This window comes from Cryobacterium sp. Y57, assembly GCF_002929505.1.
GTDB lineage: Bacteria > Actinomycetota > Actinomycetes > Actinomycetales > Microbacteriaceae > Cryobacterium.
Window position 1 is genome coordinate 105,019 of the sequence record NZ_PJJL01000063.1, and the last position, 24,934, is coordinate 129,952.

A 24,934-nucleotide genomic window follows, 5' to 3' on the forward strand; every position below is an offset into this window, starting at 1 on the left:
CCGCGCGGCCAACGGCAGCGCGGCATCCGCTTCGCAAGAATAGACCGCTACTCAACCTCACGCTGATCGAGGCCGTTATAGGCAGACAGCGGGCGAATGAGCGCGTTGCTTTTCTTCTGCTCCATGATGTGCGCGGTCCACCCGGTGATGCGCGCCGCGACGAAGATCGGCGTGAAGGTGAGGGTATCGAAGCCCATCAGGTGGTAGGCCGGGCCCGACGGGTAGTCGAGGTTGGGCAGAATCGCCTTGCGCGTCGTCATGGCCGTCTCGAGGGCTTCGTACAGTTCGAGCAGTTCCGGCTTCTGGTAATGCTCGACCAGGGAGACGAGCGCGGCACGCATCGTCGGAACCCGCGAGTCACCGCTCTTGTAGACGCGGTGCCCGAAACCCATGATCTTGCGCTTTTCGGCGAGCGCCCGGGCCAGCCACGGTTCGGCCCGCTCGGCCGCGCCGCTGCCGAGACCGATCTCGGAGAAGGTGTGCATGACTGCTTCATTGGCGCCGCCGTGCAGGGCTCCCTTGAGCGCCCCGACGGCGCCTGTCACGGCCGAATACAAATCGGACAGGGTCGAGGTGATGACCCGCGCGGTGAACGTGGACGCGTTGAAGGAGTGCTCGGCGTAGAGAATCATCGATACGTCGAAGGCGTTGACGACGACAAGCTCCGGCACCTCGCCGAAGGCCATGTGCAGAAAATTCGCCGAATAGCCGAGGTCGTCGCGCGGTTCGACCAGATCGAGCCCGTGGCGGCGGCGCTGGTCGTAGGAGACGATCGCCGGCAGCTGGGCGAACAGGCGAATCGACTTGGCGAGCTCGGATTCCGGCGACGGATTCTCGGCCTCCGGATCGCTCGCGCCCATGACGCTCACCGCGGTGCGCACCACATCCATCGGGTGCGCGGTGAGCGGCAGCTCGTCGATGATGCGCTTGATCACCGGGCTGAGGTGGCGCATCGACCGTTCGAGCGCCTCGAAGTCGGCGAGCTGCTGCTCTGTGGGGAGTTCGCCGTGCCAGAGCAGGTAGGCGACCTCTTCGAAGCTTTTCTTGGCCGCGAGCTCCTGCACCGGATAGCCCCGGTAGAGCAGTGAGTTGGTCTCCGGATTGACCTTGGAGACCGCGGTCGTATCGACGACGACACCGGTCAGGCCCTTGTAAATGTGCGGAGTGACATGTGGCAGTGTTTCGGTGTCAGACATTGTGCTCCTTCAGACCTTGCGCCGGACTGGGCGTGGAAATATGCGGGTTCAGGGTGAAATCGAAGATACCCGAATCGAACTGACTGTACGAGGCATAATCAAGCAACTCGTACAGGTCGGCTCGATGCTGCATCTCGGGCAGCATCGTGGTGAGCGAGCCCGTCTGCTCGATCGCGTCCAGTCCACGCGCCGCCGCCCCCATCGCCAGGCGCAGCAACGACACCGGAAAGATCACCAGGTTCATACCCACATTCTCGAGCTGCTGCACGGTGTACAACTCGCCCTTGCCGAACTCGGTCATGTTGGCCAGGATCGGCACCGACACGGCTGCCCGAATCGTTTCAAACTCGGCCAGGCTGCCCATCGCCTCGGGGAAGATCGCGTCGGCCCCGGCATCCTGCAGCTGCTTGGCCCTGGTGACGGCGGCGTCCAACCCGTCAACGGCACGGATATCGGTGCGCGCCATCACGAGAAAGTTCGCGTCCCGGCGCGCGTCGACCGCGGCGCGGATGCGCTTGATCGCGGTATCGGCGTCCACGACCTGCTTGCCATCGAGGTGACCGCACCGTTTCGGGTTGATCTGGTCCTCGATGTGCATGCCGGCAAGTCCCGCGTCTTCCAGGGTCTGAATCGTGCGCGCCACGTTCATCGGCTCGCCGAAACCGGTGTCGGCATCGACGATGGCCGGCAGGTCGGTCATGCGGGCGATCTGCTGCGACCGGCCGGCCACCTCGGTAAGAGTGGTCAGGCCGATGTCGGGCAGGCCGAGGTCGGCCGAGAGCACCGCGCCCGAAATGTAGACGCCCTCGAAACCCTTCTGCTGGATGAGCTTGGCCGAGAGCGGATTGAACGCGCCGGGGTAGCGCAGAATCTTTCCGCTGGTCAGGCCAGCCCTGAGCGCGATGCGCTTGTCGGCTGCCGTCACGCTGGCGTAGAGCATTAGAAGATTCCGTTCGGGGTGGCAATCGACGCCAGCAGTCCCGGCTTGGCCACGATGGTCAGCCCTCCGAGGTCGGCGGCACCCAGCTCCGGCAGGCGCTGGGCCAGGGCGAGGAATCGCTCAATCTCGAACTCTTCCATGACCGGCGCGGCCAACGTGCGGAACTTGTTGATGTACTCCGCGCGAGCGAACGGACGAGCGCCGAGCGGATGCGCGTCGGCGACGGCGATCTCGTCGACCAGGCGGGTTCCATTGGTGAGTTCGATTTCGACGCGACCGCCGAAGGCTTTTTCGGCCGGATCGAGGGAGTGGTAGCGACGCGTCCATTCCGTGTCTTCGGTCGTCGTGACGGTGTTCCACAGCGCGATGGTGTCGGGGCGGCCGGCACGCTCGGGGCTGTAGGAGTCGACGTGGTTCCAGGTTCCGTCCTGCAGGGCCACCGTGAAAATATAGGGAATGGAATGGTCGAGGGTTTCGCGGCTCGCGGTGGGATCGTACTTCTGCGGGTCGTTGGCGCCGGAGCCGATCACGTAGTGCGTGTGGTGGCTGGTGTGGATGACGATGTTCTTGATCGCGCCGGCCACGAGCAATTCGGCGTGCTCGTTGTGCAGCCTGCGGGCGAGGTCGATCCAAGCCTGCGCCTGGTATTCGGCCGAGTGTTCCTTGGTATAGCTGTCGAGAATGGCGCGTTTGATGCTACCGGCCGCTGGCAGCGACACGTCGTAGGAGCCGTCTGGTCCGTCGAGCAGCCAGGCGATGACGCCGTCCTCGCCCTCGTAGATCGGGGTCGGGCTGGTCTCACCGCGCAGCGCCCGGTCGACGGCTTCGACGGCCATCTTTCCGGCGAATGCCGGCGCGTGGGCCTTCCAGGAGGAGATTTCGCCCTTGCGCGACTGACGGGTCGCGGTCGTGGTGTGCAGCGCCTGGCCGACGGCCTGAAAGATGATCTCCTTGTCGAGGCCGAGCAGGGTGCCGATGCCGGCAGCGACCGACGGGCCGAGATGGGCAACGTGGTCGATCTTGTGCGCGTGCAGGCTGATCGATTTCACCAGGTCGATTTGGATCTCGTAGCCGGTAGCGATGCCGCGAATCAGGTCGCTGCCGGTCAAGCCGCGCGGCGCAGCGAGGTGCTGGGCGACGGCGGTGATCGGTGGGATATTGTCGCCCGGGTGGGAATATTCGGCGGCCAGAAAAGTGTCGTGGTAGTCAAGTTCACGAACGGCGACGCCATTGGCCCAGGCCGCCCACTCCGGGGAAACCCGGCGTGCCGGCGCGAGGCCGAACACGGTTGCGCCATCACCACCGTTGGAACGCGGGTGTGCCAGTGCCTGCGAGCGCGCTGCGATCACCGGGCGCCGGGTCAGGCTGGCCGCAGCCACGGAGGCATTGTCGATCACCCGGTTGATGACCATTTCGGTCACTTCCTCGGAGACTGCGGCGGGGTCGGCGGCGACCTCGGCGATCTTCCAGGCCAGCTGGTCCTCGCGGGCCAGATTCTCGTCGCTCGTGTGAACTCGAACATGGTGCTGCTGCACGGTGGGTCCCTTCGTTGGTCGGCCGGAGTCGTTGATCGACTACCGTTCCGAGTCCTCTTCGATCGCCGCGAGGACGCTCAAGAGGCTTTGGTGAAGATGAATATGGGTGGCATGGGCTGCCAGCGACGGATCGCCGGCAATAATGGCGTCAATAATCAGCAGGTGCTCGGCCGCTGCGGCACGTAGCCGCCGCGGGTTGCTTCGGGCCAGCCGACGGATTCGGGCCAGGTGGGTGCGTACGGCGCGCAGGGCGCCGACCAGAAAAGGATTTTCAACGGCCGCATCGATGGCGTCTTCGAGTTCGTCGATGAGCACGTAGTAGCGGTGCACACCGATATCGCCCTGCTCCAGAAGATCAGGGGCAGTCACGAACGCATCGCGCAGTTCTTGAAAAGGTGCGGGCTCGCGCCGAGTGGCAGCCAGGCGAATGGCCTGCACCTCGAGCGCCTGGCGCAGTTCGTACAGTTCGGAGATACTGTCAACGGAGATGTCGGTCACCTCGAAGCCTCGACCACGGCGTCCCACGACGAGGCCGTCGGCGATCAATCGGGCCACCGCTTCGCGCAACGGAGTGCGGGATACGCCGATGCGCTCAGCCTGTTCGACTTCGAGCAGGGCGGCACCGGGGGCGAGGAGGCCATTGAGAATCTCCCCGCGCAGCTGACGGTACGCTCGCTCGCTCGCCCGAAGCGGTGCGCCTAACCTCAACATTGCGGTTTCTGTATACACAAAAGTGATCCTATTCCACCTTGCTGGGTTATATGCAATACTTCAAGCACTCTTTGTATACAGAGAAACTTCAATGGAGAAGGTTTACATGAACAGCGAATCAGGTGCGGGCTACCGGGAGGCTTGGCGACGCAGCATTTCGTCGCCGGAAGACTTCTGGCTGGAGGCCGCCGCCGGCATCGACTGGATCATGCAACCGACGAGCGCCCTCGCCGTTGACGGCACGGCGACCGGAAGCTGGTTTCCGGGGGGCACACTCAACACGAGCTACAACGCTCTCGATCGACACGTTCTGGCCGGGCGAGGCGCCCACACGGCATTGATCTACGACTCCGCAATGACCGGCACCCGCATACAGCTCAGCTACCTCGACCTGCTCGGTCGGGTCGCCAAATTCGCCGGCGCCCTGCGCGCCAACGGTGTCGGTACCGGCGACCGGGTCATCATCTACCTGCCGATGATTCCCGAAGCCGTCGTCGCCATGCTCGCCTGCGCTCGCATCGGAGCGGTGCACTCCGTCGTGTTCGGCGGTTTCGCAGCGACGGAACTCGCCGTGCGCATTGATGACGCCCGCCCCAGTGTCATCGTCACGGCATCCGGGGGTCTCGAACCCGGCCGCATCGTTGAATACCTGCCACTCGTCGAGAAGGCCATCGCCCTGAGCCAGAACTCGGTGCACACGGTCATCGTGCGGGACCGAGCGAGTATTCCCGGTTCCGCTGCAAATTACCACGACGGTTCCACGGATACCGTGTGGCTGGACTGGGACGACGAGGAGGCCAAAGCGGCGCCGGCTGACCCGGTCGCCCTGCGATCCGAGGATCCGCTGTACATTCTCTATACCTCCGGCACGACCGGAAAGCCCAAGGGCATCATTCGCGACAACGGCGGCCACGCCGTTGCCCTGAACTGGTCGATGCGCAATGTGTATAACGTGGGCTACGGCGACGTGTTCTGGACCGCTTCCGATGTCGGCTGGGTGGTCGGCCACTCCTACATCGTCTATGCACCCCTCCTGGCCGGCGCGACCACGGTAATTTACGAGGGCAAGCCCATCGGCACCCCCGATGCCGGGGCTTTCTGGCGTGTCGTCGACGACTACAAAGTGAAGGTGCTGTTCACCGCTCCAACGGCCATTCGAGCCATCCGTCGCGTCGACCCTGACCTGCTCGAACTGAAGAACCACGACGTGTCCAGCCTGACCAGCCTGTTCCTGGCTGGGGAACGCCTCGACCCCGAAACCTTCCACTGGGCCAACGATGGGTTGCACTGCCCGGTCGTCGACCACTGGTGGCAGACCGAGACAGGATGGCCAATCTGCGCCAACCTGCTCGGCATCGAAGAGTTGCCGACCAAACCGGGCTCGGCCACGGTTCCGGTGCCCGGGTACGACATCGCCATCCTCGATTCCCGGGGCCGACCGATCGAGAAGATCGGCAAGGACGGCAACATCGCCATCCGACTTCCGCTGCCGCCCGGCACACTTCTCGGGGTCTGGGGCAGCGAGGACCGTTTCACGAGTTCTTACCTGACCGCTTTCCCCGGCTACTACGCCACCGGCGACTCCGGCCATTTCGATACCGACGGCTACCTGTTCGTGATGGGTCGTACCGACGACGTGATCAACGTTGCCGGGCACCGGCTCTCGACCGGTTCCCTCGAAGAGGTCCTCACGCTGCACCCTGCCGTCGCCGAGTGCGCGGTGCTCGGCGTCCACGACCCGCTCAAGGGTCAGCGTGCCGCTGGTTTCGTCACCCTCAAAGCGGGCAGTGCCATCGATCACGACATACTTGCCGCAGAACTCGTCGCCCTCGTTCGGGAACACGTCGGCCCGGTCGCAGCCTTTCGCGACGTCACCATCCTCGACCGACTGCCCAAAACGCGGTCGGGCAAGATCCTTCGGAAGACCATTCGACAAATCGTCGATGGAGAAGAATATTCCGTCCCTCCCACCATCGAAGACGCCACCGTTCTCGACGATCTGAAACGGGCGCTGTCGGCATCCGTTTCCCAACCCGGTCACCAGCGCTCCGCCCCCACCCGGAGCCCGCACTTTTTTTCCACACCCGCATTTTCCATCCCTGAGGCAAGGAGGCCCCATGAGTGAAGCAGTGAAAGACGCCCCACCAAAGTCCACAATCGATTACGAGGCGTACGAGAAGACGCCTCAGTTTCTGCACATGAAGAAGACCCGCAACCGATTCGTCGTGCCGCTCTCGATCTTCTTCCTGGTCTGGTACATCGCCTACGTTCTCGCCGCGGCGTATTTGCACGATTTCATGGCGACACCGGTCTTTGGCAGCATCAACATGGGTCTGCTCCTCGGCCTCGGCCAGTTCGTCACGACCTTTGGCATCACGATGAGCTACGTGACCTTCGCCAACCGCAAAATCGATCCCCTGACCGAAGAGCTACGCGGCGAACTTGAGCGGATGGAACAGCGATGAACACGTTACAAATTCTGGCCGAAACCGTCAAACCGGTCGAAAACAACCCGGTACTCAACATCTCGATCTTTCTCGCTTTTGTGGCGGTGACGCTGATCATCGTGATCCGTTCGGGACGCAACAACAAGACCGCCGCAGATTATTACGCGGGTGGCCGCTCCTTCACCGGGCCACAGAATGGTTTCGCCATTGCCGGAGACTACCTCTCAGCAGCCTCGTTCCTCGGCATCGTCGGCGCAATCGCCGTCACCGGCTACGACGGTTTCATGTACTCCATCGGATTCCTCGTGGCCTGGCTCGTCGCCCTGTTGCTCGTCGCCGAGCTCATGCGCAACACGGCCAAGTTCACCATGGCCGACGTGCTCTCCTTCCGGTTGAAGCAGGGCCCCGTGCGCATGGCAGCAGCCACGACCACCCTGGCGGTCTGCTTCTTCTACTTACTCGCCCAGATGGCCGGTGCCGGCGGACTCGTCTCACTGCTTCTCGGCATCAATGACAAGCTCGGCCAGTCCATCGTGGTGACCGTCGTGGGTGGCCTGATGATTGTCTATGTACTGGTCGGCGGCATGAAGGGCACCACCTGGGTGCAGATCGTCAAGGCATTCCTGCTGATCGTCGGCGCGTTCGCGATGACCGTCTGGGTACTCGCGATCAACGGATTCAACCTGTCGAACCTGCTGGACAGCGCGGTCGCCGTTTCCGCCGCCGGCGCCGACATCCTGGCCCCGGGACTGAAGTATGGCGCCAACCCGCTCGACTTCATCTCCCTCGCCCTCGCCCTGGTGCTCGGAACCGCCGGCCTGCCGCACGTGCTCATGCGCTTCTACACGGTACCGACCGCCAAGGAAGCTCGACGCTCGGTGGTCTGGGCCATCTGGCTCATCGGCGCGTTCTACATCTTCACCCTGGTGCTCGGCTTCGGTGCCGCGTCGCTGGTCGGTGCGGAAACAATCGAAGCCGCACCGGGCGGCGTGAACTCGGCAGCCCCCCTGCTCGCTCTCGCGCTCGGCGGACCGCTGCTGCTCGGCTTCATCTCGGCCATTGCCTTCGCGACGATCCTGGCCGTCGTGGCCGGCATCACGATCACGGCAGCCACGAGCTTCGCGCACGACATCTACGGCTCCGTCATCAAGAAGGGCAAGGGAAACCCTGATGACGAGGTCAAGGTCGCCCGTCGCACCGTCGTTGTCATCGGAATCCTGGCCATCGCCGGTGGTATCGGCGTGCAGGGGCAGAACATCGCGTTCCTGGTTGCCCTGGCCTTCGCGGTCGCTGCAAGCGCCAACCTGCCGACCATCCTCTACTCGCTGTTCTGGCGTCGGTTCACAACCCGCGGCGCGGTCTGGAGCATGTATGGCGGACTGTCCTCGGCCGTTCTGCTGATCATCTTCTCGCCGGTGTTCTCGGGCACGCCCACCTCGATGTTCGGTGAGGCCGTGGACTTCGCGATCTTCCCGCTCAGTAACCCCGGGATCGTCTCGATCCCGCTGGGATTCTTCCTGGGCTGGCTGGGATCAGTCACTAGCACCGTGAAGGAGAGCCCGAAGCTCGCCGCCGAGATGGCAGTGCGTTCGCTCACCGGTCACGGCGCCGAAAAGGCCGTCGAGCACTAACCGCGCGTAACACCGAACGGGCTGGCCAGGATCTCACGATCCCGTCCAGCCCGTTTTTGCGACGCTGCGGACTGCTGGCTATTCCCGAACTTTGAGAGGACCACGGGCGATGCGGGTCGTGGCGGCCTGCGCGACCGGCTTGATCACGATCAGGTCGAGGTTCACGTGCGCGGGCCGCTCTACACTGGCGACGATGGTCTCGGCGATATCCTCGGCCGAGAGCGGGTCGGGCACGCTATCGTAAGCTGCGACAGCCTTGTCGGCGTCACCGTCGAAGCGAACCAGACCGAACTCATCCGTTTTGACCAGGCCCGGTGCGATCTCGATCACCCGGATCGGCTCGCCGGAGAGTTCGAGGCGCAGCACCTCGGTCATGGCGTGCGCGGCGAACTTCGCCGCGTTGTAGCCACCGCCGCCGAGGTAGGCGACATGGCCCGCAAGCGACGTGACGGTCACAATATCGGCCGATCCCGCCCCGGAATCGATGCCGGCGCGCAGCAGCGGCAGGATGGCCGTGGTGACCCGCTTGACGGCGAGCACATTGATCTCGTACATCCAGGCCCAGTCTTCGATGCTGCCGGCTTCGACCGAGTCGAGACCCTTGGCGCCGCCGGCATTGTTGACGAGGGCGTGCACCGGGCCGCTGGCGGCGAGGTAGTCACGCAAGGCGTCGACATCCGCCTGCACCGTGAGGTCGGCGGTGAAGACATCCGCTCCGGTTTCGGCGTGCAGCGTTTTGAGACGGTCGGCCCGCCGCGCGACCCCCACGACATTCCAGCCATGCTCCCGGAACAGGCGTGCCGTCGCTGCTCCAATTCCTGAACTTGCTCCGGTCACAACCACTCGTCGAATACTCATTTGTCCATTGTGGCGGGAGAATGGTGTCAATGAGCGCACTGGACCCCACCACTCCACCACAGAAGCGTCGCGTACCCCTCTGGGACAACGCGCGCTGGGTGGCCGTCACCCTCGTGCTGATCGGCCACGCGATTCTCAAACTCATCGGCGAAGCGGATGTCGCCTACACGCTGTATCTGTTCATTTACGCCTTCCACGTACCGGTCTTCGTGGCCGTGAGCGGCTACTTCGCCAAGTCGGGATCACCAGACGCGCGGCAGATGCACCGGCTGCTCACCGACATCATTTTTCCGTACGTCATCTTCGAAACAATCTGGACGGTGCTGCGCTGGATCCTCGGCGGCAAGTTCGTTCTGGACTATTCCACCGCGAGCTGGACACTGTGGTTTCTGCTCGCCCTGCTGCTCTGGCGCATTGCCCTGCCCTACCTCGTACTTCTGCGCTACCCGCTCATCATCAGCATCATTATCTCGATCGGGGCCGGCTACCTGCCCAATATCGACGGCACGTTCACCCTGTCCCGCACCCTCGGGCTGCTGCCATTCTTCGTCTTCGGCTGGAAAATGCGCCAGTGGCAGCTGACCGATACCTGGCTCGAACTGCGTGATGGCCTGATCTGGCGTTGGCGGGCCGGCGCGATCGGGCTGTTCGCACTGCTGTACCTGCTGATCGGGCTCAACATCGCGACCCTGCGCACCCTGCAGGTGCGCCGATTCCTGCTCTACGACGAGGCGTACGCAGTATTCGGGTATTCCGAGTTCTGGGCCGGCGGCATCCGTTTGGCCGTCATGCTACTCGCCGGTGCGCTCATCGTGGCGTTCCTCATGCTGATTCCGCGCCGCACGACCTGGGTGACCAACCTCGGCACGGCCACGATGTACATCTACCTGCTGCACACCTTCGTGCTCTACCCGCTGCGCGAAACGGGTGTGCTCGACGGGCCGCAGCCCGCGTGGGTATTGCCGGGCATGATCGTGCTGAGCGTGGCGACCTCCTTGCTGCTGTCGACGCCCCTCGTTCGACGGCTGGCTCGGCCCCTCGTCGAACCGAAAGCCCGGTGGCTGTTCGGCACGACCACAGCGACGCCGATCGGAACGATCGTGTTGCCACACCGCGAGCGCACCTGACCGCCGCGACAACGTGACGTTGTGTTTCGCCCACTCTTGCACGGCCACTGGCGGCTTCATATGCTCGGGGCGAAGCCGGATCGTCCGCGCTGAGTAATCCGGAGGCTACTGTGACCGATAATTCTTCATCGTGGAAGTTTGAAACCAAGCAGGTTCACTCCGGCGCCCGGCCCGACCCGGTCACGAACGCGCGCGCTACCCCGATCTATCAGACCACCTCGTATGTCTTCAACAGCGCCGAGCACGCGCAGAACCTGTTCGCGCTGGCCGAGTTTGGCAACATCTACACCCGCATCCAAAACCCCACCCAGGCCGTCGTCGAAGAGCGCGTGGCCGCCCTCGAGGGCGGAACCGCGGCGCTGCTGCTGTCCAGCGGCCAATCGGCATCCACCTTCGCGGTCTTGAACATTGCCCAGGCCGGCGATCACATCGTGTCGTCGAGTTCGATCTATGGCGGAACCTACAACCTGTTCAAGTACACCTTGGCCAAGCTGGGCATCGAAACCACCTTCGTCGAAGACCAGGATGACGCGAATGAGTGGGAGCGTGCGGTGCGCCCCAACACGAAGCTGTTCTTTGCCGAGACGATCGGCAACCCGCGCATCAACGTGCTCGATATCTCGCTCGTCGCCGATATTGCGCACGCGGCCGGCATTCCGCTGATCGTCGACAACACGATTGCCACGCCTTATCTGATTCGCCCGTTTGAGCACGGCGCCGACATCATCGTGCACTCGGCAACGAAGTTTCTTGGCGGCCACGGCGCCATCATCGGAGGCGTACTCGTTGACGGCGGCACGTTCGAGTGGTCGAAAAACGTCGAAAAGTTTCCGGGACTGACCGAACCCGACCCGTCGTACCACGGCGCGAGCTACACCACCGCGGTCGGCGACGGCATCGCTTACATCATCAAGGCCCGCGTACAGTTGCTGCGCGACCTCGGAAGCGCCATCGCCCCGGCCAGCGCCTGGCAGCTCATTCAGGGCATCGAAACACTCAGCCTGCGCATTGAACGCCATGTACAGAACGCCCAGGACATCGCCGAATGGCTCGACCACCACGATGACATTGCCTCGGTGAACTATGCCGGACTGCCGTCGAGCCCTTGGTACGCCAACGCCAACAGGTACGCTCCACTCGGCGTCGGAGCTGTGCTCTCGTTCGAGTTGAAGGGCGGAGTCGCGGCCGGCCGCGCCCTCGTCGACAACCTGACTCTGTTCAGCCACCTCGCCAACATCGGGGATGTACGTTCCCTGGTCATTCACCCAGCATCGACCACGCATTCCCAGCTGACCCCTGAGCAGCAACTCACGGCCGGAGTCACGCCCGGACTGGTGCGGCTCTCCGTGGGCATTGAGAACGTCGCCGATCTGAAAGCCGACCTCGAGGCCGGTCTGGCTGCAGCCCGCGACGTCGTCAAGCGCGACCGCAGCAACGCCTGACGATCGTTCTTCGCCCGGGTGTACGACGTAACATGCGCCCGGGCTGTTCATCCGACCGCCAGAATAGACGTGTATGGAATGGCAATCGTCAGCAGACACGGTCCCGTCGAGCTTCATCACCGAAGCCCAGGCGTGCTCGGTACTTGGCAAGCCTCCGGCGACCGGAGCCTGGCGCGACGGCGACCCGGTCGGCCACCGACAGTTCCTCAACCTCGGGCCACTCACCTTCGAGGCCGGCGGCAGCCTGCCGATGGCCCGCCTCGCCTATGAAACCTGGGGTACGTTGAGCCCGACCGGCGACAACGCTGTGCTCGTGCTCCATGCCCTCACCGGTGATAGCCACGTAGCGGGCGCCCCCGGCCCCGGGCAGGAGACCGGCGGATGGTGGGACGGCATTGTCGGCCCCGGCCTCGCCATCGACACCGATTCATGGTTCGTCGTGGCGCCGAATATGCTCGGCGGCTGCCAGGGCAGCACCGGACCGGCCTCGCTTGCGCCCGACGGTCTGGAGTGGGGCATCCGTTTTCCCTATCTGACCATTCGCGACCAGGTCAGTGCGCAGCGAGTGTTCAGTGACCTGCTCGGCATCGACCGCTGGGCGGCCGTCATCGGCGGTTCAATGGGCGGCATGCACGCCCTCGAATGGGCAATCGAGACCCCCGACCGGGTTGAACGCCTGATCATTTTGGCTGCGCCACCGATCACGACCGCTGATCAGATCGCGCTCAATTCGGTGCAGATCGAGGCCATTCGCACCGACCCGGCGTTTCGTGCCGGCGACTATTACGACGAAGCAGACGGCGACGGGCCGACGCGCGGTTTGGCCCTGGCTCGCAGAATGGCCCTGCTCAACTACCGAAGCCCGGCCGAGCTGAACGCCCGTTTCGACCGTGGCTGGCAGAGCGGCATCAGTCCGCTTGGCGCCAACGGCCGTTTCGCCGTGGAATCGTACCTCGACTTTCATGGCAACAAATTCACTCGACGTTTCGACGCCAACAGCTACATAGTGTTGGTTGAAGCCATGAACTCCCACGATGTCGGTCGCGGACGCGGCGGCGTCGCCGCTGCCCTCGGTCGAATCAGCGCCCACTCGGTCGTCGTCGGAATCGATAGCGACCGTCTCTTTCCCGTCGATGGCCAGCGCACGATCGCCGCGCATCTGACCAACAATATCGATGGACCCACCGCGGTGGTCCTGAAATCCAGCTACGGCCACGATGGCTTTCTCATTGAGAACGAGGCAATCGGAGCCCAGATCAAGCGGGTGTTGCCCTAAGTCGTACCCACCTGTGCGTCGCCCGGTATGGTGCTGATAGAGCACCTTCATCTGCAACCGGACAGGCACCTATGCAACGCATCATCAAGGAGCGCGACCGTCTCCTGCGAAGAGGGGTGCAGGCAGGCGGGCTCGTTGGTTCGGCAACAACGCTGGCGTGCGTGCTGGTACCGGGCGGTCTGGAGCCTGACGCGCGCCTCGGGTCTGCCGTGCTGGTGTTGCTTATGGCCGCTGGCCAGTACCTGCTCGGAAGCACCGGAGCGCTCCGCTGGGCCGTTCTGACCCTGCTCAGCGGGGAAGCGATCATTCTCATCGTGGGTTTCACCAGTCATCCCGGCGTTCCCCTGAACTTGATCGAGGAGAGTGTCATCGGCATAGTCTCCACCGCGCCGATGTGCGCGGTCGCCGCAGTGCTCCTGACGACCCCCCGCCGCCTGATGCTACTCGCGGCATTTTTCGCGCTCACGGTCACCAGTGTTGCTGTTGTGACGGTCGATGCTCCCGACCGAACGGTGTTATTGGCCCTGACCGTGGCCATGTGGCTGTCGTTCACCCTCGCCTCCTGGTGGATCGCGCAGAGCGTGCCCCGGGTGATGCATCGCATCGCCGCCATCGGCCGCGCCCACCGGGCCGAGCGGCATGCGAGCGAGCTGGAGGCGCAGCGCCGCCAGGATGCCCGCCTGTTGCACGACACGGTGCTGGCCACGCTGACCCTACTCGCCCACTCCGGTGTCGGGGTGAGCCCGAACGCACTGCAAAAACAAGCCGGTGATGACGCGCGGCTGCTGCGCCAGCTACGCCTCGGCGGGCTGCCGACGCCGCGTCGTTCCGGGGTCTACAGCCTGGAATCGGCGTCGGTGCTCACTCTCGGCGACACCCTGGACGCCGTGCGCCAACGCTTTGAACGCCTCGGCCTCACCGTCAACTGGCATGGCAGCGGCCAGGTACAGCTGCACAGTAACGTTCTGGATTCCTTTCTCCTGGCTCTCTCGGAATGCCTCGAAAACGTGCGTCGTCACTCCGGTGTCGACCAGGCAGACGTGACGATAACGGATGACGACAGCACCGTTCGCGTGATGGTCACCGATACCGGGGTCGGTTTCGACCTCGGCCGGGTGGGTTCTGAGCGGCTCGGCGTCGCCGAATCGGTCATCGCCCGGCTGCGCGACATCGGAGGCAATGCCCGCCTGTTCTCGTCACCCGGGGCCGGAACGACGGTTGTGCTGGAGGTTCCGAAGTGAACCACTTCAACGACACCGCACCCATTGCGACCCACCCGCGAGCACGTGGTGTCGGTTTGCGTCTGCTCGGCGGGTCCTCTGAACGCAGCTGGCCACCGGCATCCGCGGGCCGGCGCACTCGAGCTGACCTGTTGCCCTTGCGTTTTCCACGCACGATTCTGCGCCGTGACGGTCACGTCACCGTCTTTCGGTCGGACCGAAACGGTTTAGGCGCCCGTCATCTGGGTATCGGCATGAGCGTCAGCGGAGCGTTCATCGCTGTGTTCCTGCTTGCGCGGTTGATCATCGAGTGGGACCCAGCGCGGGTCCCCGTGCTGAGTATTCTGGCCTGGATCATTCTGCTGGCCACGGCGGTGGCCGTGAATATCGCGGCCTGCAAAATGGGCTGCCGGCTGCCGCTCTGGCTGTTCCTGGTAGCCCTGGGAGCCTGTGTGATCGTCGTGACGCTCGATCTGGCCGGATCCTGGGGAGTGAACGGCGCGGGAGACTTTCCCACAGCGGCGCCCGCCGTCGGTGCTTTCCTCCTGTCGATCGTGACGCTGCGAGAAACCGGCGATATCACCATGGTCGCGGTGGCCCTCGGTCTGGTCATAAGCGCCGCGACGCTGTTCAAAACGCGCACGGACCTGCTCACCCTCGGCCCCGACATTCTCTCCATCGCCCTCGCCGTCGCGCCCCCGTTGGTCGGTGCAAGCATCGTGCAGGCCTTTCGGCGCATGGTGCAGCGCGAACTCGATCTCGTGCTGGTGCAGAGCACGGTCTCCCAGCCGCGATTCGCGGTCGGGATGCTCGCCTCCGAACAGTTGGCGCGACTCGATCTCGATGCCGAGACCCTGCTCGATGATGTAGCCCAGGGCCGCACCGCACTGCCACTCGCGCCGTCGGCGGCGGCAACGGCCGCTTCTCTGGCCACCCAGCTTCGATTGCACCTGATCGAGGGACGCACCGAAACGTGGCTGCACCATGCCATCACCGAGAGTGAATTTCTCGGCCCCGTTGTCGCCCTCAGCGATCCGGCCGGCCTGGCCGGGCTGCTTTCCCCGCCACAACGCGATGGGCTGCTGTTGACTATTTGGCTCCTTATGGGGGACACGGCGCGGTCCGGGGCGTCCATTTCGCTTCGCTTTGGACCAATCGCCCCCACACATGGGGCGCTCGTGCACCGAAAGGTGCGTTTTCCGATCGAATTGACCACAACGGGGGTGTCCCGGCGGCGTGTCGATCCCGAAACTTGGCAGGCAATTCGTGCCGTTGGCCCGCATGTGGACTCGAATCGGGCCGGAAGTCTGTGGGTAGACATCGAGTGCAGCGTAGACAATCCCGCGGATGCCTAATGTTGGGTATTTTGACGATAGTGTGCAGGAAGTAGGAGGCAAAAAATGACGACGACAGACCGTCCCATCCGATTGGCCCTAGTGGATGACCACAGGATGCTGCTCGGCGCACTCACCGAGTGGATCCGAAGCGCAGCTGATGACATCGAGATGGTGGCGGCGGTGACCACCTGGCCCGAACTGCTGACTCACCCCGAATTTCCGGTGGATGTCGTTCTGCTCGACCTCGACCTCAAGGACAACATTCCGGTTTCCCTGAAGATTTCCACGCTCAGGACGACCGGGGTGAAAACGGTGCTCATGAGCACCTATTCCGAGCCAGCCCTCGTGCGCGAAGCCCTCGCCGCTGGCGCTCTCGGCTACCTCGTCAAGAGCGAGGAAGCGAGCATGATTGTCGACGCCATTCGCGCGGCCTACAACGGCAAGTCGTACATCTCGGCCGAGCTCGACTACGCGCTCAACTCGACCGACAACGTCGAAGGGCCCCGCCTCAGCGCGCAGGAACGCCGCGTCATGGCGCTCTACGGGGCCGGCGAGCCGGTGAAGGCCGTCGCCTACCAACTCGGCATTTCCGAGGAGACCGCCAAGAGCTACCTCAAGCGCATTCGCGAGAAGTATCGCCTGGCCGGTTACGACGTGGGCACAAAGGTCGCGCTGCGCAAGCGCGCCATCCACGACGGCATCCTGCTGCAGACAGACTAAACGCGCAGCATCCGCTTCTCCATTGACCGGCCAACATTTCGATGCTGGCCGATCAAATGCGTTAACGCTGCCGCACGACGGCGATCAGCTGGGTTCCGTACGGCACGTGGTGGCCACGGTGACGACGGCTGCGGTCGATGCTGAAAGTGACCACGGTCAGCAGCACGCCGAGCGCGCTGAGCCCAACACCGATCCATACCGGGGCGAGATAACCGAGCCCCGCAGCGATGGCCACACCACCGAGGGCCGCGCCGAGGGCGTTGCCGACGTTGAGCGAGGAATGATTGAGCGCCGCGGCGAGCGACTGGCTTTCGTGCGCCACATCCATCAGCCGGGCCTGAATGGTCGGCGACAAAGCGGATGCCGCAGCTCCGACCAGGAACATCCCCACCAGCAACCCGGCCAGGAACTGTGCCGACAGGCCCAGGGTGACGAGCGCGAGGATGAGCACGCCGAACGCGATGTACATTGTGCGGCGCACGCTCCAGTCGGCCAGGGCTCCCCCGGCGAAGTTGCCCGCTGTCATGCCGAGGCCGACGACCACCAGGATGAGTGGCACTGCTGCGGCGGTCAGCCCGGTGATCTCGATCACGAGGGGGGCCACATAGGTGTACACGGCGAACAGGCCGCCGAAGCCGATCGCGCCGATTGACAGGGTGATCCAGACCTGCAATTCGCCAAACGCCCGCAGCTCGGCACGCATGGTGGCTTTCGGGTTACCGGCCTGGAACGGCACGAAAACGGCGACGGCCACGAAGGTCAGCGCGAAAATAGCGGCGACGACGAGGTAGGCGACGCGCCATCCGCTCATCTGACCGATCCAGGTGATCGTGGGCACCCCGATGACGTTGGAGATGGTCAGGCCGCCGAGCACGATCGCGATGCCACGAGCCCGCTTACCCGGGCCCATCAGGTGGGCGGCGACGAGCGAGGCGATGCCGAAGTACGCGCCGTGCGGCAGCCCGGCGACGAACCGGGCGGCGAGCACGGTCTCGAAGGTGGGTAGCAGGGCCGACGCGATGGTACCGAGGGTGAACGCGGTCAGCAGGCCGAGCAACAATTGTTTGCGCGGCCAGCGGGCTGCAGCCGCGGCGATCGTCGGCGCGCCGACGACGACACCGAGGGCGTAGGCCGAGATGAGCCAACCCGCCTGCGCGTTGGCGGCATCCGGTGCGCTGGCATAGAGTTCCGGCAGCAGGTCGGAGGCGAGGTTTGGCAGCAGACCCATGGCCACGAATTCGGTCGCACCGATACCGAATCCACCCAGAGCGAGCGCTAACAGGGCAAGACGGACTCGGGTCGACGACAGCTGCGTCGACCCGTCAGGAGTGGGGGGGCATGCAACAAGCCTAAGCCCCGGCTCGCCCGCACGCCGGATTCAGGCGACCAGGGCGGTCTCGAGGCGCTCGAGCTTGCCGGTGAGCTCACCGGTGTGCCCTGGGCGAATATCGGCCTTCAGTACCAGGGATACGCGCGGCCCGAACGCACCCACCGCCTCGGTCGCGGCCTTGATGACGGCAAAGACCTCGTCCCAGTCGCCCTCGATCGTGGTGAACATCGAATCGGTGTGATTGGGCAGGCCGGAATCTCGCACAATACGCACGGCAGCGGCGACCGCGTCGTGCACCGATCCCTGCGAGTCGGCGGCGACGGACGGTGCAACGGAAAATGCGACGAGCATAGTGGCTCCCTAAAGGTGGTGGTTGGTGAAATGTTGGTTTTGATCAGCGGATACGGGTTCACCCCGCGCTGGTGTGAGTCGATACAGCGCCCACAGGGCCCAGCCGAGCAGCACGAACTCGAGCAGGTTGCGCGCGGTCAGCACAAGCATCATGACCGGATCGGCCCTGAGTACCCCGTCATACAGATAGGGGTAGATGAGCTGGGTGAGCGCGGCGAGCGTCAGACCGAGCAGCGCCGGGGTTCGCCAAGTTCGCCCGTTCACCGCGAGTCCCAGAATGATCGGCGCGGCCAGCCAACTGATGAACTGCGGCGAACCGACCTTGTTGACCGCGATCAGGGTCGCCGTCAACGCGAGCGTCAGCGGCGGTAGTACCGCGAAAGTGCCAGCTCCCCGGCGCTGGGCACGTATGCCGAGCAGCAACACTGCGACGGCGGCTAGGGCCAACAGCGGGGTCATCAGAGCGCTCACTGCGGTGGTGCCAGCGCCGGCGACCTGAAACGTGAGAATCTCGTGGTCGTAATAGATGAAACTACCCGGCACGCCCAGTGCGGTCTGCCAGAGCCAGGGCACTGCGACGGGCGATTCAATCTGGATCCCCCGGCCCGCCTGTTCGGCCACGAAACTCAGCACGTGAATGCCGCTACCGCGGCTCAGGCTGAGCGCCCCAGCCACGGCGATGACCGCGGCAGTGACGACGGCGGCAACGCCGACCATGCGCCACCGTCGTTTCGACGCCACGAACAGGGCGGCGAGCGCGGCGACCGGCCAGATCTTGATCCAGGTCGCGATCGTCAGCAATGCCGTGCCCCAGAACGGGCGGCGGCGCAGCCACAGCAGGGCGACGATGCACAGCGGTACCGTGATCGCGTCAATTCGGGCGAGCGCGATGGGGCCGAGCAGCGCCAGAAAGGCCAGCCACCACCAGGCCACCGCTCGGTGCGAGCGAACGAGTACGACAAAGGCCCCCGCGTTCAATGCGGTCACGACCGCGAACCAGGTGGCATGGTAGGCCGTGCCACCGAAGGCGAACGCACTGACAATCGGTACGAGGGCGAGCACCGGATAGACGAAATTCTCCGTGATCCCGACGATGCGCCCAGCAAACGCATTCTCGGCCCAGCCGCGGTAAACCACCTCGACGTCGCCGAGCGAATACCCCGGCCCGAACATGGCCAGGACGATCAACAGTACGTGCACGCTCACGAAGGCTGCCCACAGCACGGCGAGCGGATGTGGCAGCACCGTCCGCGTTGGGGCGGCGCTGCGGTTCTCGTCGTGAATTCGCACGCTTTACTTTCGCACAACCGACCGCGTCGTGTGCTGTTCTACCGGGCCACGCGCTGACCGGGGTCGATTCCGGGGTCGATTGCGGGGTCGATTGCGGGGTCGAGTAGAGCGGCGACAGCCCGCGGTATGGCATCCGCTATGTCGAGGGCCGCGATCGGGCCACCGGCTGAGGCGAGGATCGCAGCCTCGGCGTGCAGCAGGGCTGCGGTGGCGGCAAGCGGGGCGAGGGAGGCGGAATCCGTTTCGAGCTGGTCGGAATGGGTCGCCAGGAGCGCGCCTAGGATGCCGCCGAGCACGTCGCCGGACCCGGCCGTCGCCAGCCAGGCCGGCCCGATCGACACGGTCAGGCGGGCACCGGACGGTGAGGCGATGTGGGTGACGGCGCCCTTGAGCAGCACCGTCACGTCGAACAGGTGGGCGGCCCGAATTGCCCATTCCCCCGGGTTCTCGGCAATCTGCGAGGCCGAGCCAGGCTTGGTCTCATTCGCGAGCATCGTGGCCAGTTCGCCCGCGTGCGGGGTGATCACCGTCGGTCCGATCGCCCGCGAGACCAGGTCCAGAGCGCCAGCGTCGACGACGGTGGGCAGGCCCTCGGCGAAGGCTGCCGCCAGGGCGGCCGTGACGGTATCCGTTCGTGTGGACGCATTCATGCCGGAGCCGAGCAACCAGGCTTGCACCCGACCGGACACCGTGACTATTTCGGGCCGGCGTTGGAGTACGAGGTCTGCGGCGCGGCGCGGACCGACGTAGCGCACCATACCGAGACCGGTGCGCACGGCCGCGTCGACGCCGAGCACCGCTGCCCCCGGGTACTCCTTGGAGCCGGTGCGCACGCCCAGCACGCCGCGCGAGTATTTGTCGTCACCGGCCCGGGGCCGCGAGATCCAGTCGCGGGCCTGTTCGGCCTCCCATTCGAGCCAGCCGCGCCGTTTCACCATGCTTCCACGATAGGTCGTTTTCGATCCGCGCGCGGATCCGCTTCCGGCTTGTGCACGTGCGCCCGCAGGCGCAGGCGCAGGCGCAGGCCGTGATGGTGGTTTAGTCGCGGCGGGTGGCGTCTTGCACTTCGCCGACGAGCTCCTCGATGATGTCCTCCAGAAAAAGCACCCCGGTGGTCTCGCCCTCGGCGGTGAACGACCGCGCAAGGTGCGCGCCCGAACGACGCATGATCGCGAGGGCATCTTCGAGGTCGGTGTCTTCGAAGATCGAAATCAAGGTACGGATGCGCTTGGCGGGGATCGCTCCCGCGTAGTTGTCGGGCACAGCCAGCGTTGCGGCACCGGCCGAGGCCGACGGCACATCGAGGTCGAGCACGTCTTTCAGGTGCACGTAGCCGGTGAGGTAGTCTTCCGCATCGACGAGCACGTAGCGGGAGAAGCCGTGGCGGGTCACGGCTTTCTCCACGTCGGCCGGCGTGGCCGACTCCGGCAGGCTGACCAGCTTGCCGAGGCCGACGGCCACGTCGCGCACTTTGAGGTTGGTGAACTCGAACGCCGCGCTGAGCGCACCGGTTCCGTCGCTCAGCACACCCTCGCGGGTGGACTGGGTCACGATCGTCGCCACTTCGTCCAGGGTGTACGCGCTCGTCGCCTCGTTCTTGGGTTGTACCCCGAACAGGCGCAATACTCCGTTGGCGCAGGCGTTGAGGGTGACGATCAGCGGCTTGAAAACGCGGGCGACAAACACCAGCGGCGGCGCGAGCAGCAGCACAGCACGGTCCGGCACCGAAAATGACAGGTTCTTGGGAACCATCTCACCGAATACGACGTGCAGGTAGGAGACCACGAGCAGTGCCACAATGAATGCGATCGTGCCGATGTAGGCGTCCGGCAAGCCGGTCAGACCCAGCGGCACCTCGAGCAGATGGTGGATCGCCGGCTCTGAGACGTTCAGAATGAGCAGCGAGCACACTGTGATCCCCAGCTGAGACGTCGCGAGCATGAGCGTCGCGTGTTCCATCGCCCATAGCGCAGTTTTGGCGCTGCGCTTTCCGGCCTCGGCGAGCGGTTCGATCTGCGAACGACGGGCCGAGATCACAGCGAATTCCGCTCCGACGAAGAACGCGTTGGCGGCAAGCAGCACGACCAACCAGGCAAGTCCGGCCCAGTCGCTCATTTGTCGCCCATGTTCTTTCGCTCGGGCTTGGTTTCAACAGCCGATACGGGTTCGGGCACGGCCTCTGGAGTGAAGCGCAGCCGGTCGATCCGGCGCCCCTCCAGCCGCTCAACGGTGAGGAAGCCGCCGCGCAATGGTACCCGATCACCGATCACTGGCAGGCGGCCCAGCTCACTCATGACAAAACCGGCCACGGTCTCATAGGGGCCGTGCTCCGGCACGACGACGCTCGTGCGTTCCAGCAGTTCATCGGGTCGGAGCATGCCGGGAAAGGTCAGTGAGTCGGGCGAGCGCACGACGCCCGCTCGGGCCCGGTCGTGCTCGTCGGCCACCTCGCCGACCAATTCCTCGACCAGGTCTTCGAGGGTCACGACGCCGGCGGTTCCGCCGTATTCGTCGACGACAATGGCCATCTGGTAGCCGCGGGCGCGCAACTCGCCGAGCAGGTCGTCGAGCTTCATGGTTTCGGGTACTCGCACCGGGTCGGTCTGCAGGGCCGACACCGGAACATCCGCTCGGCGCGTGCGCGGTACAGCCACTGCCTGCTTGACGTGCACGATGCCAACAACGTCGTCGACGCTCTCGTCGACGACGGGAAAGCGCGAATAACCGGTAGAACGGGTGAGGTCGATGACCGCCTGCGCCGAATCGGTGCGGTGAATGCTCGCCACCCGCGGACGCGGTGTCATAACGTCGGATGCCGTATGCCCGGAGAACAGCAGGGTGCGGTGCAGCAACGTGGCGGTATCTTTTTCCAGCAGTCCAGCGCTGGCCGAACGGCGCACGAGTGAGGAGAGTTCCTCGGCTGTGCGGGCACCGGAAAGCTCTTCTTTCGGTTCGATACCGACAGAGCGCAACAGACCGTTGGCGCTGTTATTGAGCACCAGCACTGCCGGTTTGAAAACGGTCGTGAACACGGTCTGGAACGGAATCACCAGGCGTGCAGTCTGAATGGGCAGGGCCAGCGCGAAGTTCTTCGGAACCAGCTCACCGATGACCATCGACACGAGGGTCGCCGTCAAGATGGCGATCGTGGCACCGAACACCGGCACCAGATCGACGGGCAGGCCGATCGAGGTGAGCGGGCCGCGCAGCAGCGACGACAGGGCCGGTTCGATCGTGTAGCCGGTGAGCAGGGTGGTCAAGGTGATACCCAGCTGTGCGCTCGACAGGTGCGTCGAGGTGATTTTCAGCGCGGAGATGGTCAGGGCGAGGCGGGTATCCCCGCGATCGCGGCGCGCTTCGAGGTCGGCGCGGTCGAGATTCACCAGGGCGAATTCACTGGCAACGAATAGGCCCGTTCCGACGGTGAGGATGAGGCCGACCCCGAGCATAACCAGCTCAGACAAGGAGTTCACCGCCAGCGACTATGGGCGAAGGTTTATGGGACGAGGGTTCAGCAGTGGGAGGGTCATCCATTATTCAGTCGAGTATACCGGAGCACCTGCCCGCGCGCCCGGTGGCCAGCGGATACTGCGCCCGAAAAATACCGCCAGCACTACCAGGACACCGGCAGCGCCTTACCCTCCTCGTAGCCGGCGGCCGATTGAATACCCACGAGTGCTTTCTCGTGAAAGTCGGCGACAGTGGTGGCTCCGGCGTAGGTGAATGACGAGCGCACCCCCGAGGTGATCATGTCGAGCAGATCTTCGATCGACGGGCGCAGCGGATCGAGGTAGATTTTCGAGCTCGAGATTCCCTCGGCGAACAGGGTCTTGCGGGCGAGGTCGTAGGCGTCGAGGCGCTCGAACCGCGCCTGAACGGCCTTGGTCGACGCCATGCCCCAGCTTTCCTTGTACACCGCGCCGCTGGCATCCATGTTCAGCGTGCCGGGCGCTTCGGTGGTTCCAGCGAACCAGGAACCGATCATGACGGATGCTGCGCCAGCCGCCAGTGCCAGGGCCACGTCGCGCGGGTAGCGCACCCCGCCGTCTGCCCAGACGTGAGCTCCAAGCTCATGCGCGGCGGTAGCCGTTTCGAGCACGGCCGAGAACTGGGGCCGGCCGACGGCGGTCATCATGCGGGTGGTGCACATTGCCCCGGGACCCACTCCGACCTTGACGATGGTCGCGCCAGCGCCGACCAGATCGCGCACGGCGTCCTTGGTCACAACGTTGCCGGCCACGATGGGCAGCCCGAGGTTCAGATCGGCGACGATGCCAATCGCCCTCAGCATGCCTTCCTGGTGGCCGTGCGCGGTGTCGATCACCAGAATGTCTACGCCGGCGGCGGCGAGCGCACGAGCCTTCGCCGCGACGTCACCGTTGATGCCGATCGCCGCTGCGACCTTGAGCCGTCCGTGTGCGTCGAGCGCAGGCTGGTAGAGCGTGGAGCGCAGGGCGCTCTTGCGACTGAGGGTTCCGATCACGACGCCGTGGTGCAGTACCGGAGCAAAGTCGATGTCGGCCGCGGTCATCAGGTCGAAAGCGTGGCGCGGCCCGTCGACGTCATCGGCGTCGATCGCGGTCAGTTCACCGTGCAGCAGGTCACCCAGGCGAGCGTCAGGCAGGGCTGTCGCCAGCCGACTGGCGACGATGCAGCCGAGGTAGTCACCATCAGCGGAGTGGATCACTATTCCCTGTCCGGGAACGGCCGGAACCTGCCGACGGGCGAGCTCGACGGTGTCGTCGGGGGCGAACACGAATGGTGTGTCGAAACGAACCGACTGGTCTTTCACCCAACGGATGGCCGCATCCAGGTCTTGCAGGTGCATGTCCTGCGGCAGCACCCCGAGCCCGCCACGTCGGGCGAGCGAGGCCGCCAGACGTGGCCCGGTGACCGAGTTCATATTCGCGGACACGATGGGTATCGTGGCGCCGGTGCCGTCACTCGGGGCCAGCGAGACATCTAAACGGCTGGTGACGGTCGATTGGCCGGGCACCAAGAACACGTCGGAGTAGGTCAAATCGTGACTGGGTGTCGTTCCATAGAACTGCATACCAAGAACGCTAGCCGTTCAGAGCGGTGTTCATGGCGGCGCGGGATGGGATTAGGCTAGACGGGCAGACTGACCTGGCGGTCAAGATCGTCAGCGACAGGCTCGATGAAAGCGCAGATTGACCCGGCGATTGAACCCGCCGAGGGCATCCAAATTCAAAGCAGAGAGTGGGCGATCCCACGGTGTCAGGCCAGGTAACCGGTGGAGCTTCCGACGAGACAACGTCGGGCGAATTCGGAGCAAATGAGTGGCTCGTTGACGAATTGTACGAACGCTACTTGATCGACAAGAAGTCAGTGGATGAATCGTGGTGGCCGGTGCTCGAGAGCTACCACCAGACGGCGAACACCCCGACAACCGCCAATGCGGCACCGCAGGCCGCCGCGCCGGCAGCACCGGCGCCAGCAGCACCGGCGCCAGCAGCACCGGCGCCAGCAGCACCGGCGCCAGCAGCACCGGCGCCAGCAGCA

At 64.6% G+C, this 24,934-nt stretch carries 22 protein-coding genes; 10 read left to right on the plus strand and 12 right to left on the minus strand.

What is annotated here, in order from left to right; all coding sequences use genetic code 11:
* Window positions 1–47: 47 nt before the first annotated feature.
* The 4 genes from CXY72_RS07450 to CXY72_RS07465 are packed head-to-tail and all read right to left on the minus strand — an operon-like array spanning window position 48 to window position 4,382.
* Complete coding sequence (locus CXY72_RS07450; protein WP_104127053.1) at window positions 48–1,196, minus strand: bifunctional 2-methylcitrate synthase/citrate synthase; 1,149 nt, start codon at window positions 1,194–1,196, stop codon at window positions 48–50.
* Window positions 1,189–2,136 (minus strand): methylisocitrate lyase, encoded by a 948-nt coding sequence (prpB, locus tag CXY72_RS07455; RefSeq protein WP_104127054.1) that lies wholly within the window; start codon window positions 2,134–2,136, stop codon window positions 1,189–1,191. Before prpB ends, CXY72_RS07450 begins: the two co-directional genes overlap by 8 nt.
* Window positions 2,136–3,671 carry an MmgE/PrpD family protein gene (locus CXY72_RS07460; RefSeq protein WP_104127055.1) on the minus strand — a complete coding sequence of 512 codons (1,536 nt, stop codon included), beginning with the start codon at window positions 3,669–3,671 and terminating at the stop codon, window positions 2,136–2,138. The genes prpB and CXY72_RS07460 overlap by 1 nt, the downstream gene beginning before the upstream one ends.
* A 39-nt stretch (window positions 3,672–3,710) precedes the next feature.
* Window positions 3,711–4,382, minus strand: a complete 672-nt coding sequence (locus CXY72_RS07465; RefSeq protein WP_104127056.1) for a GntR family transcriptional regulator — start codon at window positions 4,380–4,382, stop codon at window positions 3,711–3,713.
* Between the two features lie 106 nt (window positions 4,383–4,488).
* On the opposite strand from CXY72_RS07465, the gene CXY72_RS07470 reads away from it, so the two are divergent.
* From CXY72_RS07470 to CXY72_RS07480, 3 genes are read left to right on the plus strand one after another with little or no spacing between them, the layout of a single operon-like run.
* Entirely contained in the window at window positions 4,489–6,507 is a 2,019-nt protein-coding gene (locus tag CXY72_RS07470) for an AMP-binding protein (RefSeq protein ID WP_104127085.1), read from the plus strand.
* Window positions 6,500–6,847, plus strand: a complete 348-nt coding sequence (locus CXY72_RS07475; protein ID WP_104127057.1) for a DUF485 domain-containing protein — start codon at window positions 6,500–6,502, stop codon at window positions 6,845–6,847. Before CXY72_RS07470 ends, CXY72_RS07475 begins: the two co-directional genes overlap by 8 nt.
* Window positions 6,844–8,460: a cation acetate symporter gene (locus tag CXY72_RS07480; RefSeq protein WP_104127058.1), complete on the plus strand. Its 1,617-nt coding sequence runs from the start codon at window positions 6,844–6,846 to the stop codon at window positions 8,458–8,460. Before CXY72_RS07475 ends, CXY72_RS07480 begins: the two co-directional genes overlap by 4 nt.
* A gap of 78 nt (window positions 8,461–8,538) precedes the next feature.
* Here the strand turns inward: CXY72_RS07480 and CXY72_RS07485 are convergent, their stop codons facing one another.
* A complete protein-coding gene (locus CXY72_RS07485) occupies window positions 8,539–9,318 on the minus strand; it encodes an SDR family oxidoreductase (protein WP_199183982.1) in 780 nt (259 codons plus the stop codon).
* A 29-nt stretch (window positions 9,319–9,347) separates the two neighbouring features.
* On the opposite strand from CXY72_RS07485, the gene CXY72_RS07490 reads away from it, so the two are divergent.
* The 6 genes from CXY72_RS07490 (at window position 9,348) to CXY72_RS07515 (ending at window position 16,440) form a co-directional block, all read left to right on the plus strand.
* On the plus strand, window positions 9,348–10,445 hold the full coding sequence (locus tag CXY72_RS07490; protein WP_233197704.1) for an acyltransferase family protein: 1,098 nt from the start codon (window positions 9,348–9,350) through the stop codon (window positions 10,443–10,445).
* A 110-nt stretch (window positions 10,446–10,555) separates the two neighbouring features.
* Entirely contained in the window at window positions 10,556–11,887 is a 1,332-nt protein-coding gene (locus tag CXY72_RS07495) for a bifunctional o-acetylhomoserine/o-acetylserine sulfhydrylase (protein WP_104127060.1), read from the plus strand.
* A 73-nt stretch (window positions 11,888–11,960) separates the two neighbouring features.
* Complete coding sequence (locus CXY72_RS07500) at window positions 11,961–13,163, plus strand: homoserine O-acetyltransferase (protein WP_104127061.1); 1,203 nt, start codon at window positions 11,961–11,963, stop codon at window positions 13,161–13,163.
* A gap of 71 nt (window positions 13,164–13,234) precedes the next feature.
* Complete coding sequence (locus CXY72_RS07505) at window positions 13,235–14,404, plus strand: sensor histidine kinase (RefSeq protein WP_104127062.1); 1,170 nt, start codon at window positions 13,235–13,237, stop codon at window positions 14,402–14,404.
* Window positions 14,401–15,738, plus strand: a complete 1,338-nt coding sequence (locus tag CXY72_RS07510; protein ID WP_104127063.1) for a hypothetical protein — start codon at window positions 14,401–14,403, stop codon at window positions 15,736–15,738. The genes CXY72_RS07505 and CXY72_RS07510 overlap by 4 nt, the downstream gene beginning before the upstream one ends.
* A gap of 45 nt (window positions 15,739–15,783) precedes the next feature.
* Complete coding sequence (locus CXY72_RS07515; RefSeq protein ID WP_104127064.1) at window positions 15,784–16,440, plus strand: response regulator transcription factor; 657 nt, start codon at window positions 15,784–15,786, stop codon at window positions 16,438–16,440.
* A 61-nt stretch (window positions 16,441–16,501) separates the two neighbouring features.
* Here the strand turns inward: CXY72_RS07515 and CXY72_RS07520 are convergent, their stop codons facing one another.
* From CXY72_RS07520 to CXY72_RS07550, 7 genes are all read right to left on the minus strand, one after another.
* Window positions 16,502–17,749 (minus strand): MFS transporter, encoded by a 1,248-nt coding sequence (locus CXY72_RS07520; protein WP_255409263.1) that lies wholly within the window; start codon window positions 17,747–17,749, stop codon window positions 16,502–16,504.
* A gap of 69 nt (window positions 17,750–17,818) precedes the next feature.
* Window positions 17,819–18,121 carry a thiamine-binding protein gene (locus CXY72_RS07525; protein WP_104127066.1) on the minus strand — a complete coding sequence of 101 codons (303 nt, stop codon included), beginning with the start codon at window positions 18,119–18,121 and terminating at the stop codon, window positions 17,819–17,821.
* A 9-nt stretch (window positions 18,122–18,130) separates the two neighbouring features.
* Window positions 18,131–19,411: a glycosyltransferase 87 family protein gene (locus CXY72_RS07530; protein WP_199183983.1), complete on the minus strand. Its 1,281-nt coding sequence runs from the start codon at window positions 19,409–19,411 to the stop codon at window positions 18,131–18,133.
* A gap of 38 nt (window positions 19,412–19,449) precedes the next feature.
* Window positions 19,450–20,349, minus strand: coding sequence for an ADP/ATP-dependent (S)-NAD(P)H-hydrate dehydratase (locus CXY72_RS07535; RefSeq protein WP_104127067.1), 900 nt, complete (start codon window positions 20,347–20,349; stop codon window positions 19,450–19,452).
* A 100-nt stretch (window positions 20,350–20,449) separates the two neighbouring features.
* On the minus strand, window positions 20,450–21,526 hold the full coding sequence (locus CXY72_RS07540; RefSeq protein ID WP_104127068.1) for a hemolysin family protein: 1,077 nt from the start codon (window positions 21,524–21,526) through the stop codon (window positions 20,450–20,452).
* Window positions 21,523–22,860: a hemolysin family protein gene (locus CXY72_RS07545; protein ID WP_104127069.1), complete on the minus strand. Its 1,338-nt coding sequence runs from the start codon at window positions 22,858–22,860 to the stop codon at window positions 21,523–21,525. Before CXY72_RS07545 ends, CXY72_RS07540 begins: the two co-directional genes overlap by 4 nt.
* A 164-nt stretch (window positions 22,861–23,024) precedes the next feature.
* A complete protein-coding gene (locus tag CXY72_RS07550; RefSeq protein WP_104127070.1) occupies window positions 23,025–24,464 on the minus strand; it encodes a GuaB1 family IMP dehydrogenase-related protein in 1,440 nt (479 codons plus the stop codon).
* A 182-nt stretch (window positions 24,465–24,646) separates the two neighbouring features.
* On the opposite strand from CXY72_RS07550, the gene CXY72_RS07555 reads away from it, so the two are divergent.
* Window positions 24,647–24,934, plus strand: a 288-nt coding sequence (locus tag CXY72_RS07555; RefSeq protein ID WP_199183985.1) for a hypothetical protein, incomplete at its 3' end; no start/stop codon positions are given.

Excerpts from the sequence above, each read along its gene's own strand:
- CXY72_RS07450 (WP_104127053.1), bottom strand. The coding sequence starts at position 1,196 with ATGTCTGACACCGAAACACTGCCACATGTCACTCCGCACATTTACAAG.
- prpB (WP_104127054.1), bottom strand. The coding sequence starts at position 2,136 with ATGCTCTACGCCAGCGTGACGGCAGCCGACAAGCGCATCGCGCTCAGG.
- CXY72_RS07465 (WP_104127056.1), bottom strand. The coding sequence starts at position 4,382 with ATGTTGAGGTTAGGCGCACCGCTTCGGGCGAGCGAGCGAGCGTACCGT.
- CXY72_RS07470 (WP_104127085.1), top strand. The coding sequence starts at position 4,489 with ATGAACAGCGAATCAGGTGCGGGCTACCGGGAGGCTTGGCGACGCAGC.
- CXY72_RS07475 (WP_104127057.1), top strand. The coding sequence starts at position 6,500 with ATGAGTGAAGCAGTGAAAGACGCCCCACCAAAGTCCACAATCGATTAC.
- CXY72_RS07480 (WP_104127058.1), top strand. The coding sequence starts at position 6,844 with ATGAACACGTTACAAATTCTGGCCGAAACCGTCAAACCGGTCGAAAAC.
- CXY72_RS07485 (WP_199183982.1), bottom strand. The coding sequence starts at position 9,318 with ATGAGTATTCGACGAGTGGTTGTGACCGGAGCAAGTTCAGGAATTGGA.
- CXY72_RS07490 (WP_233197704.1), top strand. The coding sequence starts at position 9,348 with ATGAGCGCACTGGACCCCACCACTCCACCACAGAAGCGTCGCGTACCC.
- CXY72_RS07500 (WP_104127061.1), top strand. The coding sequence starts at position 11,961 with ATGGAATGGCAATCGTCAGCAGACACGGTCCCGTCGAGCTTCATCACC.
- CXY72_RS07505 (WP_104127062.1), top strand. The coding sequence starts at position 13,235 with ATGCAACGCATCATCAAGGAGCGCGACCGTCTCCTGCGAAGAGGGGTG.
- CXY72_RS07515 (WP_104127064.1), top strand. The coding sequence starts at position 15,784 with ATGACGACGACAGACCGTCCCATCCGATTGGCCCTAGTGGATGACCAC.
- CXY72_RS07525 (WP_104127066.1), bottom strand. The coding sequence starts at position 18,121 with ATGCTCGTCGCATTTTCCGTTGCACCGTCCGTCGCCGCCGACTCGCAG.
- CXY72_RS07535 (WP_104127067.1), bottom strand. The coding sequence starts at position 20,349 with ATGGTGAAACGGCGCGGCTGGCTCGAATGGGAGGCCGAACAGGCCCGC.
- CXY72_RS07540 (WP_104127068.1), bottom strand. The coding sequence starts at position 21,526 with ATGAGCGACTGGGCCGGACTTGCCTGGTTGGTCGTGCTGCTTGCCGCC.
- CXY72_RS07545 (WP_104127069.1), bottom strand. The coding sequence starts at position 22,860 with ATGCTCGGGGTCGGCCTCATCCTCACCGTCGGAACGGGCCTATTCGTT.
- CXY72_RS07550 (WP_104127070.1), bottom strand. The coding sequence starts at position 24,464 with ATGCAGTTCTATGGAACGACACCCAGTCACGATTTGACCTACTCCGAC.